The 12,381-nt window shown below is 73.7% G+C and carries 6 protein-coding genes; 3 read left to right on the top strand and 3 right to left on the bottom strand.

What is annotated here, in order from left to right; translation table 11 throughout:
* The first annotated feature begins 6 nt into the window (after positions 1–6).
* Positions 7–1,287 carry an MFS transporter gene (locus ACO229_RS15040; protein ID WP_423461984.1) on the top strand — a complete coding sequence of 427 codons (1,281 nt, stop codon included), beginning with the start codon at positions 7–9 and terminating at the stop codon, positions 1,285–1,287.
* A 642-nt stretch (positions 1,288–1,929) separates the two neighbouring features.
* Here the strand turns inward: ACO229_RS15040 and ACO229_RS15035 are convergent.
* On the bottom strand, positions 1,930–5,730 hold the full coding sequence (locus ACO229_RS15035; RefSeq protein ID WP_423461983.1) for a S8 family serine peptidase: 3,801 nt from the start codon (positions 5,728–5,730) through the stop codon (positions 1,930–1,932).
* Positions 5,731–5,845: 115 nt separating this feature from the next.
* Between ACO229_RS15035 and ACO229_RS15030 the strand changes: the two genes are divergently transcribed.
* On the top strand, positions 5,846–6,865 hold the full coding sequence (locus tag ACO229_RS15030) for a DUF7436 family protein (RefSeq protein WP_423461982.1): 1,020 nt from the start codon (positions 5,846–5,848) through the stop codon (positions 6,863–6,865).
* A 13-nt stretch (positions 6,866–6,878) separates the two neighbouring features.
* Here ACO229_RS15030 and ACO229_RS15025 read toward each other — a convergent pair whose 3' ends face one another.
* Both ACO229_RS15025 and ACO229_RS15020 read right to left on the bottom strand, forming a co-directional pair.
* Positions 6,879–7,724: an NAD-dependent epimerase/dehydratase family protein gene (locus ACO229_RS15025; RefSeq protein ID WP_423461981.1), complete on the bottom strand. Its 846-nt coding sequence runs from the start codon at positions 7,722–7,724 to the stop codon at positions 6,879–6,881.
* Between the two features lies 1 nt (position 7,725).
* Positions 7,726–8,160, bottom strand: coding sequence for a nitroreductase/quinone reductase family protein (locus tag ACO229_RS15020; protein WP_397429854.1), 435 nt, complete (start codon positions 8,158–8,160; stop codon positions 7,726–7,728).
* A 150-nt stretch (positions 8,161–8,310) separates the two neighbouring features.
* Here ACO229_RS15020 and ACO229_RS15015 point away from each other — a divergent pair, with 150 nt between their 5' ends.
* A complete protein-coding gene (locus ACO229_RS15015) occupies positions 8,311–12,381 on the top strand; it encodes a S8 family serine peptidase (protein ID WP_423461980.1) in 4,071 nt (1,356 codons plus the stop codon).

Here is a 12,381-nt window from a genome sequence, read left to right as displayed (position 1 = left end):
CGAGCCGTGACATCCTCCCCCCGCTCCGGCGCGCTCGCCTTCTGGTCGGACCTTCCGACTGACGGACGCTGGCTCCTGTCCACCGTGGTCGTGCAGTTCTTCGGCCGCGGTCTGACGCTTCCCTTCACCATCATCTACCTGCACGAGGTGCGCGGGTTCTCGCTCGGTCTGTCGGGCACGCTCATGGGACTCATCGCCGTGGTCGGCCTGCTCGTGACCGGCCCCGCCGGCGCCATGGTCGACCGGTACGGCGCCCGGCGCGTGATGCTCACCGGCCTCGTGTTCGCCGTCGCCGGATACTCGGTGCTGGCGCTGGCCACCACGCCCGTGGTCGCGGCGGTCGGCCTCGCCCTGTTCGGTGTGCAGCTCGGTGTCGGCTGGCCGTCGGTCAACGCGCTCGTGGCCACCGTGGTCGACGGCGACCTGCGCCAGCGGTACTACGGCGTCAACTTCGCGCTGCTCAACCTGGGTGTCGGCGTGGGCGGCGTGGTGGGCGGCCTCGTGGTCGACGTCGAGCGGCCCGGCACGTTCGTCGCCGCCTTCCTCGTGAACGCCGCGACCTTCCTCGCGCCGATCGTCGTGCTGCTCGGCCCGCTGCGTCACCTGCACGGGCGCGCCGAGCGGCCCGACGACGCCGGCGCGGCCGAGGGCTACCTCAGCATCCTGCGCCGGCCCGAGGTGCTGTGGCTCTCGGGGCTCGGGCTGCTCGCCGCCTTCGTGGGCTACGGCCAGATGGAGGGCGGGTTCCCGGCGTTCGCCCGGCAGGTCGCGGAGGTCTCGACGCGGACCATCGGCTTCGCCTTCGTGGTCAACACCGTCGCGATCGTGGCGCTGCAGTTCTGGGTCATGAACCGCGTCAGCGGACGACGCCGCACGCGCGTGCTCGCCCTCATGGCCGGGGTGTGGGCCCTCGCGTGGCTGCTGCTCGGCGTCACCGGCATCTTTCCCGGCGGGACCACCGCCGTCGTCATCGTGCTGGCGTTCCACGGGGTGTTCGGGCTGGGGGAGACGCTGATGCAGTCCACCCTGCCTGCCCTGACCAACGAGATGGCGCCCGCGCACCTGCGCGGCCGGTACAACGCGCTGGGCTCGGGCTCCTTCCAGGCGGGCACGATCGCGGGCCCGGTCGCGGCCGGATTCCTGCTGGAGCACGGCCTGGCGGGCGCGTTCATCGCCGTGGTGGTGGTCGGGTGCGTGGGCATCGCCGGGATGGCGTTCGCGGTCGGACGGCGGGTCAGCCCCGAGGTGAACGGGGTACGACCGGAGCCGTCGGCGACATCGGCCTGAGGCCTGGCGGACGGCCCGTGGCGCTGGGTCTGGGGTTGCTGGGTCTGGGGTTGCTGGGTCTGGGGTGCCGGGTCTGGGGTGCCGGGTCTGGGGTGCCGGGTCTGGGGTGCCGGGTCTGAGGCGCCAGGTCTCAGGCGCCAGGCCCGCGGAGGGAACCCGGATACTGCCCGGCCGGGCGGGGTGCTCCCGCGGAGGTCGGTCACTCCGTGTAGACGTTGTCTACTCTCGGCAACCTGTCTCCGCGAGGGTGGTTCCCCCCCTGCCGACACGCCGGGAAGCAGGACACGCCCGGGCGCGCCGGCCCGCTGGTGCGCCGGCCCGCTGGGCATGCGGGACCCGCTGGGCGTACCGGCGCGCTGGGTGCGCCGGACCCGCTGGGCGTACCGGCGCGCTGGGTGCGCCGGACCCGCCGGGCGCACCGGCCCGCTGGTCGTGCCGGCCCGCCGGGCGCACCGGCGCGTCATGGCCCCGACCCGGCGAGGCGCCGTCCTCCAAGGGCGCGACCGGTCCGCACAACCCGCCCCGCCCCGGGACCACGAAGGTGCGCTTCTACCCAGTCATTGGGCCCACAATCAGCGCGATAGCTGGGCGTGATGACTGGGTAGAAGCGCACTTACCGTGCGCCCGCGGCGGGCAGCGGGACTACCGGCGGCCGGCGATGCCGAACGCCGACGTGATCTCCTGCGTCACGGCGTTGCCCGCGTCGTCCGCGGCCGTCGCGCGCAGCGAGACCAGGGAGGCACTGCGGGACGGGATGCGCAGGTGCGCCTCCCAGCGGCCGTCGTCCTCGCGGAGGCGGACGGCGGACCAGGTGGTGCCGCCGTCGTAGCTGACCTCCAGCGTCGCGTCCGTGACCGTGCCGGCACGGGGTGCGCCCGGCACGGTGTACGGCTCGACCGCGAACGGGACGACGGTGCCCGCGCGGACCGTGCCGTCCAGGGCCGTGTCCACGTCGTAGTCGAGCTGGACCAGCGGCAGCGGGGTGCCGTTCTCGCCGGGGACGGCCTCGTCGGCCTGGTCCGCCACGAACGTCCACGAGGTGCGGGTGCTGGTCGAGTAGCGGTGGGCGTCGTCCGCGGCGTCGGTGTCGATCTCGAACCGGTAGGTCTGCGGACCCTCGGCCGCCGGGACCACGGTCTGGACCGCCTGGCCGATGCCCTCGTCCACCAGGGTCTCACCCTGGTAGAGGCGCGAGGCCACCGGGGTCTCGCCCCACGGGAAGCCGCCCGTGATGCCGTCCTGGCCGCTCGCCGGGGCGACGTTGACGGCGAACCAGTCGCCGCCGTGCCACGGGCCCCAGTAGCCGTCGCCGGTGCGAGGCGCCGTCACGGGAGCCCACCAGTCGCGCACCGTGGTGGTCCGCGGCGCGTACGCCTGCCGCACGCCGCGCTGCTCCCACGTGCTCTCGTGCTGCACGTTCTCGTACCAGGTGACGTCGTCGTAGGTGGAGACGTAGTCGGTCCGCTCGGCGGCCGTGGGCTGCAGCACCCGGACGCTCAGGCACGGCGGCCACTGGTAGTCGCGGCAGTCGGCGCGGTCGTCCACGGCCAGCCGCTCCTCGGTGTCGTTGTAGCGGCTCTGCACCGTGGCGAGCTGGCGCGCCGACGGGGCCAGCGCGAGGTCGGCGGGGATCTCGCCGGGCCAGCTCTTCGAGACGTCGTACAGGTACGAGGGGAACTCGACGGCCTGACCCGTCAGCGTGAGCAGCCCCTTCCTGGCGGCGGCGAGCAGCTTGCGACCCTGTGCGGCCGGTACCGAGACGACGGGCAGGTCGTCTTGCGTGACGTACTCGACCAGGGTGCCCGGGCGGTCGTTCACGACCACGAGCAGCGCGGCACCGGCCGCCTGCGCGGCGGCCTCCCGCTCCTGTGCGGACACGGCGTCGTCGCGGGTGACGAGCACGGCGCGACCCTTCGCGCGGACACCGTCGTACTCGTCCGCCGTGCCGGTGCCGGTCGTGACGGCCCGCAGCGCGACCCGGCCGTCGAGGCGTGCGGACCCGGCCTGGTAGACCGGGTCGAACGCGGCCGGCAGCGGGGTCCAGGCCCGGACGTCGAGCGCCGGCTCCGAGGCGCGCCACCGCACCGCGAAGTCGAAGTCCGCGCTGTCCACCGAGCCGGTGGGCGCGGCGTAGAACGAGTCGACGTCCACGGGAACCTCGTACGTGGCGGCGAACGCCGCGTACAGGCCGCCGATGCCGGAGTCGTTGTAGAACTGGAAGCGCCGGTAGTCCACGGTGCTGTCCCGCGGCGTGTCGAGCGTCAGCTCGGTGGCCTCCCGCGCGTCGAGCACGAGCGAGCGGTCCGCGTCCGAGATCACGACCTGCGGGTCGCCGACCAGCGCGACGCCCGTCGAACCGGGCCCGCCCGACCCTTCGACGTCGAGGAAGGCCGTGGCCGAGTAGATGCCGGGCTCCAGCCGCTGGGTCGGCACCTCGCCCGTGGCCGGGTCGATCGGCAGGCTGCTGACGAACTGGTCGCCGTAGCGGTAGAAGTCGACGTACCCGGTGGCGGGCTCGCCGGACCGGTCCAGCGCCGTGATGTCGAGGCCGTACCGCTCCTCCTCCTTGACCAGTGCCGTCGCGGTGCGGACGGTCACCTCGCCGGAGGAGTCCGTGGCCACGACGGCGCCGCTGTACTTGCCGGCCAGCGGGGCGTCGTCGGCGTCGGCGGTGATCGTGACGTCCGCGCTGCCGCCCGCCGGCACCAGCACCTCGTCGGCGGACAGCGACACCAGGTCGCTCGCTGCGCCGTCCGGCCCGACGACGTCGGTGCTCAGCGCGAGCGTCACGTCGGCGTCCGTCGAGTTCGTGTAGGTGACGGTGCCGGAGGCGGGCTCGTCGCCCTCGTGCGGCCAGCCGTAGAAGCCGAGGAAACCGTCGCCGGAGGCGTCCACGCCGTCGAGCGACGCCGGGACGTCCAGACGGCCGGTGCCCACCTCGTACGCCGGGGCGTCGATGTCGGCCGCCGAGGAGACGAGCGTCGTCTTGAGCTGCTCACCGGTCAGCTCCGGGTGCGCGCCCTTGAGGATCGCCGCCGCGCCCGCGACGTGCGGGGTGGCCATCGACGTGCCGTCCATCGACACGTACCAGCCCTCGCCGCCCGACTGCTGCGAGCGAGCCGCGACGATGCCGACGCCGGGCGCCGTCAGGTCCGGCTTGATGGCGTGGTCGCCCCGGCGCGGGCCGTAGCTGGAGAACTCGGCGCGCACGTCGCCGTCGTCCACCGCGCCGACCGTGAGGGCTGCGTCCGCGGTGCCGGGGCTGCCGAGGGAACCCTCCGTGTAGCTGTTGCCCGCCGCGACGACGAAGAGCGCGCCCGTCTCCTCGCTGATCGCGTTGAGCGCCTGCGCCATGGGGTCCGTGCCGTCGTTGAGGCTGGAGTCGCCCAGGCTCATCGAGACGATGTCCGCGTTCGCGGCGCCCCACTCCATGCCGGCGATGATCCAGGAGTCCTGGCCGTAGCCGTCGTTGCCGAGCACCTTGCCGACCAGGAGGTCCGCGCCCGGGGCCACGCCCCGGTACCGGCCGTCGGCGGCCGCACCCGTGCCCAGCACCGTGGAGGCGACGTGCGTGCCGTGGCCCTGCACGTCGTTCGTGACCTCCTCGCCGGGCACGAACGACCGCGCGTCGTCGATCTGGTCGGCGAGGTCGGGGTGCGTCGCGTCGATGCCGGTGTCGAGCACCGCGACCGTGGCGCCCGCGCCGTCGAACCCGGCGGCCCACGCCTCGGGGGCGCCGATCTGCGCGGTGCTGTGGTCCAGGGTGGCCTCGGCCTTGCCGTCGAGCCAGATCTTCTCGACGCCGCCGCGGAAGGTACCGGCGCCCGTAGCGCTCGATCGGGTCCCCGCAGCGTCCGCCGCGGACGGCGTGGCCACGGCCGACCAGAACGCCGTCGCCTTCTCCTTGTCCGCGGACACCGCGGACGCGTCGATGCTGGGCAGGTCCAGGGTCTGGGTGGCTCCCGGCAGCGCGGCCGCCCGCGACCGGGCGGCGGTGCGCTCCAGGATCAGCGGGGTCGCGTCCATGGTCTCGTCGTCGTACTGCATCTCCAGGAGCGCGGTGACGTCGAACAGGCGCCGGTCGAGCGTCCCGGCGGCCAGGTACGGCAGCGCCGCGTCAGGGATCACGTGCACGTGGCCGCCCACCTGCTGGGTGCGCACGGCACCACCGCCGACCGGCTCGACGCCGAGCGTCAGCACGCCGTCGTCGGTGGTCGTGACGTCGACGACGTCGCCCGTCACCAGGGTGACCGTGGTCCGGCCGTCGGCCAGTGCCGGGGTCTCGGGTGCGGTCACCACCGGGGTGCCGGCACCGGCAGATCCGGACAGGGCGCCGGGGGTGGAGGCGGAGGGGTCGGTCGCGGCGTGCGCGGTGGTGGCCATCGCCGCGACCAGGACGGCCGGCAGGATGGCCGGCACGGTGCGCCGGAGTCTGGGTCTCATGGACGTGGACACTCCCAGCGAGCGCGACACGTCACAAGATCCGGCACGTGGCGGCTTTACGGCATGGCGTGACTCCGCCAGAGTAGGGCCGCGACCGACCTGACGGAGGAGTGCCATGCTCGGCGACGTGCTCGGACTGACCCCTGACGAGACCATCGCGTACAGCGAGCTCGTCGCCATGCCGTCGGCCACCGTCGCGGACCTGGCGGCCGCGCTCAGCTCCTACGGGACGTCGCTGAGCGACACGCACCGGCTGCTGCGCCGGCTGGAGGACCACGGGCTGGCCGCCCGGATCACCGGTGACGAGCGCCGGTTCGCCGCCGCCCCGCCGGCGATCGCGCTCGGCGCCCTGCTCGCCCGGCGGCAGGACGAGGTACGGCACGCCGAGGTCGAGCTCAACCGGCTCGAGGAGGTCTACCGGGTGGCCGCCGCCGGCCGGGGACCCACCGACGTGATCGACGTGGTGCGCGGCGAGGACGCGGTACGCCACCGGTTCGAACAGCTTCAGCTCGGGGCGCGCGAGACCGTCGACGCCTTCGTCCGGCCGCCGGTCATCGTCACCTCCAGCCAGGAGAACTCCGCCGAGGACCAGGCGGTCGCCCGGGGCGTGCAGTACCGCGTCGTCGTCGAGCGGGGGATGCTCGAGACCCAGGACGTGACGGTCGAGGAGACCGTGGAGGCCACGGACGCGGGGGAGGAGGTCCGGTTCGCGCCGAGCGTGCCGCTCAAGCTCATCGTCGTGGACCGGGAGCTCGCGCTCATGCCGCTCACGTCGTCCGGCGACGTCGTGGGGGCCCTGCTGGTCCGGGAGAGCACGCTGCTGGACGCGCTGATGGCGCTCTTCGAGATCGTGTGGGAGCAGGCCACTCCGCTGCTGCTGGGCACGTCCGGCCTGGCCGGCGACCTGGCCCACCAGGTGGACGACGACGACGCGCGCATCCTGGGGCTGATGCTCTCCGGCCTCACCGACCAGGCCGTGGCCAAGCAGCTCGGCACGTCGCTGCGCACGGTCCAGCGACGCGTGCGGGCGCTGATGGACCTCGCCGAGGTGGAGACGCGCGTGCAGCTCGGCTGGCACGCCGCGGTGCACGGCTGGGTCCGGGCCGACGTCCCGCCGGTGGCGGCGGGCGTGTAGCCGCGGGGCTCGCTCAGGCGGTGCCGACGACCAGGTGCCGGGCCTGGAACCCGAGCACCTGCTCGGCGGCCGTGAGGTCGTACGGCACGGCGCGGCCCTCCAGCGGGCGGCGCAGCGGGACGCCGGGGTGGTACCGGCGCAGCAGGTCCGCCGTCGGCTGGGGCACCAGGGTCTCGGGCGCGGCCACGTGCACCACCGTGGCGCCCTCGGCGGGGCAGCCGAGCGCCAGCCAGGCGGCCTCCGCCGCGTCGCGGGTCTCCAGGTAGGCCCACAGGCTGCGCGCGCCGAGCGCCGGGTCCCGCGCAAGGGAGTCTGCGTGCTCGACCAGCCGGTCGTCCAGGCCACCGATGAACGGGTAGCGCAGCGCGACCACCGTCATCCCGTACCGGCGCGCCACCATGTCGGCGGTGAGCTCGTCCGTCCGCTTCGACAGGGCGTACGGGTCGGCGGCCTGGTCGGGTGTGTTCTCGTCGACCGGCAGGTAGGCGGGGTGCAGCTCCTGCGGCGCGAAGGCGGTGCCGGAGGCGGCCTGGCTGCTCGCGATCACCGCCCGGCGCACGCCGGCCCGCCCCGCGGCGTCGAGCACGGTGAACGTGGACAGGGTGTTGGTGCCGAAGACGACCTCCGGCGGGTCGGCGAGCGGGGTCGGGATGGCCGCGAGGTGCACCACGCCGTCAGCGCCGTCGAGGGCGCGCGCCACGACCTGGGGCGAGCGGGCGTCGCCCACGACCACGCGGTCGGCGGCGAGGTCGCCCGGATCGTCCAGGACCAGCGCGGTCGCGGCCACCGACTCGCGCCCGAGGACGTCGAGGACGGCGCGGCCGATGCGTCCGGCCGCGCCGGTCACCAGGACGCGCACGTCAGGCCGACAGGCGGAAGATCGGGAAGACCCGGCCCTCGGCGGTCTTCTCGTACTCGACGAAACCGCTGGAGAGCTGCTTGAAGCGCTCCCACATCTCGTCGCGCTCGGTGCCGGTCAGCTCCTCGACCTTGGCCTGCACGGTCTCGACGGGGTCGCCGGGCACCTCGATGTCGACCTGCTCGGTGCGGCGCAGGCCGTAGACCCACGCCGGGTTCCGGGGCGAGCCGCCGGCCGAGCCGACGACGTGCCACGCGCCGTCGTCCTGGATCGCCGCAAGGGGTGCGATTCGGATCGAGCCGTCCTTGCGCGGTACGTGCACGAGCACGAGGCCCTTGCCGAAGGGGGCGGGGTCGTTGACCTCTCCGCCGTTGGCCCGGAAGGTGTCGATGATCTGCTGGTTGAAGTCCATGCCGGGGGCAACGTCGCACGTCACGTGACGCATTCCACCGGACGGCCGCCGACGGACTTTCGTTGCCCTTTTCGCCCGCTCTCTCCCAGAGTGTGACCGGGCGCACGCTCGTGGGCCCGTGGCTGCGCCTCCTCGCGGAGGCGCTTGCACCCCGGAGGCAAGATGCACAGTCGCATGTCAGCCAGACGTGCGCCGGTCGCCCTCGCGGCGATCGGTGCTCTCGTGGCGACGACCGTGGGCGTGGCGCCCGCGTTCGCCGCCCCGCCGACGCCGGCCGCACCACGGCCGGTCCCCTCCGCCGACGTCCCGCGGCATGCCGCGGACAAGATCACGCCGGCCGTCCAGCAGCGGTTCGAGACCAAGGACTCCGCGGACTTCTGGATCAGGTTCGCCGACGCCCCGGATCTCGCGCCGGCACAGGACATCGCGGACTGGGACGCGCGCGGCCAGTTCGTCTACGACGCCCTGACCAGCACCGCGAAGGCGGCGCAGGCCGGCGTGGTCGCCGAGCTGGAGGCGGCGGGCGTCGACTACGAGTCGTACTGGATCAGCAACGCGATCCTGGTCGAGGACGGCACCGCGGAGCTGGCCGAGCAGGTGGCCGGCAGCCGGGAGGTGAAGCAGGTCCACGAGCGGTTCGCGGCCCAGCAGATCGAGCCGGTCGAGCGGAAGGCACCGACGGCGAGCGCGCCGCTGGCCACCGAGTGGGGCCTGGACGCCATCAACGCCCCCGACGTCTGGGCGCAGGGGTTCACGGGTGAGGGCATCACCGTGGCCAACATCGACTCCGGCGTCGACGTCGAGCACCCGGCGCTGCTGGAGCACTACCGGGGCTACCAGGGCGAGGGCAGCCTGAGCAACGACTACAACTGGTTCGACGCGGGCGGCTTCTGCGACGGCGCGCCCTGCGACGTCGATGCCCACGGCACCCACGTCATGGGCACCATGGTGGGCGACGACGGCGCGGGCAACCAGATCGGCGTCGCCCCGGACGCCGACTGGATCGCGGCCAACGGCTGCGCGAGCTGCTCCGACGCCGACCTGCTGGCCTCCGGCCAGTGGATCCTGGCGCCGACGCGCGCCGACGGCTCCGACCCGGACCCGTCCCAGCGACCCCACGTCGTGAACAACTCGTGGGGCCAGCAGGCGCCGGGCGCCATCGACGACTTCATGTCCGAGGAGATCGCCGCCTGGGAGGCCGCGGGCATCTTCGGGGCGTGGGCCGCCGGCAACGCGGGCGAGGCGGGCTGCCAGTCGACGTCGTCCCCCGGCGCGAACGTGGCCACCTACGCGGCGGGCGCCTTCGGCGAGGACGGCGAGATCGCCGTGTTCTCCTCGCGCGGCCCGGGTGCCGACGGGGAGACGAAGCCGAACCTCTCGGCCCCCGGCGACCTCGTGCGGTCGTCGGTCCCCGGTGGTGACTACGCCGAGTTCAGCGGTACCTCGATGGCGTCGCCGCACCTCGCGGGTGCCGTGGCGCTGCTGTGGAGCGCCGCCCCGGCGCTGGTCGGCGACATCGAGGGCACCAAGCAGCTCCTCGACCAGACCTCCGTCGACGTCGACGACGACTCCTGTGGCGGCACCGCCGAGGACAACAACGTGTGGGGCGAGGGCAAGCTCGACGTGGCGGCGCTGGTGCAGAACGCGCCGATCGACGGCTACGGCTTCCTGACCGGCACGGTCACGGGCCCGGACGGCGAGCCGGTCGCCGGCGCGCGCGTCGTCGCCGGCGAGCGGGCCGACACCACCGACGCTGCCGGCGCGTACCGTCTCGGTCTGGAGGAGGGTTCCTACGAGGTGAGCGTCTCCGCGTTCGGCTTCCTCGACGCGACCGGCACGGCCGACGTCGTGGAGGGCGAGGAGGTCACGCTGGACCTCACCCTGGAGGCCGCGCCCACCAGCACCGTGACCGGTACCGTCACCGACGGTGGCGGGCACGGCTGGCCCCTGGACGCGCGGGTCACGGTGCAGGGTGCGCCGAGCAGCGTCGTGGCGTGGACCGACCCGTTCACGGGCGGGTACTCGATCGAGCTGCCCCAGTCCACGACGCACACGCTCGTGGTGCGGCCGTCCCTGACGGGGTACGCGACCTTCACGCGGGACGTCGAGGTCGGCACCGGTCCGACGACGGCGGACGCCGCGCTGGACGTGCTCGCCGAGTGCACGGCGCCCGGGTACGCCCTGACCGGGGCAGGCGCTGTCGAGGAGTTCGAGTCCGGCGAGGTGCCCGAGGGCTGGACGGTCGAGGACCTGGCCGGCACCGAGCAGGTCTGGACGTTCGACGACCGCTTCGACGCGTCCAACCAGACCGGCGGCGAGGGCCTGTTCGCCGAGGTGAACAGCGACGCCTACGGCGAGGACGGCGCGCAGGACACCACGCTCACGTCGCCGTCCTACGACCTGACCGGGCTGGACGCGCCGCTGCTGACGTTCGACCAGGCGTACGGCGCCTGGGGGGACGACTTCGCCGACGTGGACCTCAGCCTCGACGGCGGCGAGACCTGGGAGACGGTGCTGCACCAGACGTCCGACGCGCTCGGGCACACGGCCGTGGCCCTGCCGGGTGCGGGCGGCCAGTCCGACGTGCGGGTCCGGTTCCACTACGGCGACGCCGTGTGGGCCCTGTTCTGGCAGGTCGACAACGTGGCGATCGGCTCGTGCGAGCCGGTCGACGGCGGCCTCGTGTCCGGGTTCGTCCAGGACCTCAACACCGGTGACGGCGTGGACCGCGCCACGGTGACCGCGGGCGAGGTCAGCACGACGAGTGCCGACCCCGAGAACCCGACGGTCGGCGCCGGGTACTACTCCCTGTTCACGGCACCCGGCGAGCAGCAGGTCGCCTACGCGGCCAAGGACTACGCCGGCCAGGAGGCCGCCGTGACGGTGACCGCCGACGCGGTGACGCGCCAGGACGTGGAGCTCGCCGCCCCGCTCCTGACGGTCTCGCCCGGTGAGCTGAACCGGGAGGTGCGGCTGGGCGGGACCAGGTCCGGCCGGTTCACGGTGACGAACGAGGGCACGGCGCCCGCGGACGTCGAGGTGGCGCCCGGGTCCTCGGACTTCGAGATCCTGGGTTCGGCGAACCGTACCGGCGTGATCCGGGGGGCCACCGCTGGGGTGACGAAGGTGAGCACCGTGGAGTCCGGCACGGCGTCGGGCACGGCGTCCGGCACGGCGTCCGGCCGCTCGACGGCGGCCGCCGCCGCCGACGGGTTCGCCCGGCACGGCAAGCCTGGCCGCGCGGTGACGCCGGCGGCCCCGCCGGCGCTCCTCGCGGAGGGGACCACCCTCACCCACTCCTCGTCGCAGGACGTCACCCCGGGCAACTCCGTGGGGTGCGTGGGTACCCAGACCCAGTGGCTGCGCACGTTCACGCTGGAGGACTTCGACATCCAGGGCGAGTTCGCCGTGACCGACGTGTCCTTCGGCGTGGAGACGGCCGCGGCCGGCTCCACGGTCACGGTCAACCTGTACGAGCTCGACGGGGACTTCACCTACGCGAACATGACCCCGCTGGGCTCGGCCGACGTGACCCTGGAGGCACAGGAGCTCACGATGGTCGACGTGCCGGTCACGGGGACGGCGTCCGCGGGCAGCACGCTCGTGGTCGAGGTGGTCAGCGCCGACGAGTTCTTCATCGGCTCCAACGCCGAGCCGGAGACGGCGCCGTCGTACATCGCCTCGGACGACTGCGGTACGCCCGAGCCGAGCACGGTCGCGGACCTCGGGTTCCCCGACATGCACACGGTGCTCAACGTGACCGGCGAGACCACGGTGGACGTGCCGTGGCTCGACGTCCAGCCGCCGGCGTTCACGCTGGAGCCGGGCGAGTCGGCCACGGTGCTGCTGGACATGGACAGCAGCCGGGTGGACCAGCCGGGCACCTACACCTCCGCGGTGGTCGCCGACGGCGGCACGCCGTACGGGGAGCCGCGGGTGCAGGTGTCGCTGTCGGTCACGCCGCCGCCGAGCTGGGGCAAGATCACCGGCACGGTCACGGGCGCCACCTGTGACGGCGAGACCGTCCCGCTGGAGGGGGCGTTCGTGGTGATCGACGGGTCCGAGTACGACGTCACGCTCGTCACCGGGCCCGACGGCGGCTACGCCCGCTGGATGGGCGTGTCCAACAACCGGCTGAACCTGCTCAGCTCGGCGACGGGCTACCCGCCGGAGTCGAAGTCCGCGCGCATCATCAAGGGCCAGACGGTGGTGCACGACTTCGAGCTGGACGAGTACTGCGGCTGA

The sequence above is a fragment of the Promicromonospora sp. MS192 genome (assembly GCF_049532985.1).
In the GTDB taxonomy this organism is placed as follows: Bacteria; Actinomycetota; Actinomycetes; order Actinomycetales; family Cellulomonadaceae; genus Promicromonospora.
This window is presented reverse-complemented; position numbering and strand designations above follow the sequence as displayed.

Bases quoted from the DNA above. Each gene is read 5' to 3' on its own strand.
- ACO229_RS15035 (WP_423461983.1), bottom strand. From the start codon at position 5,730: ATGAGACCCAGACTCCGGCGCACCGTGCCGGCCATCCTGCCGGCCGTC.
- ACO229_RS15030 (WP_423461982.1), top strand. From the start codon at position 5,846: ATGCTCGGCGACGTGCTCGGACTGACCCCTGACGAGACCATCGCGTAC.
- ACO229_RS15015 (WP_423461980.1), top strand. From the start codon at position 8,311: ATGTCAGCCAGACGTGCGCCGGTCGCCCTCGCGGCGATCGGTGCTCTC.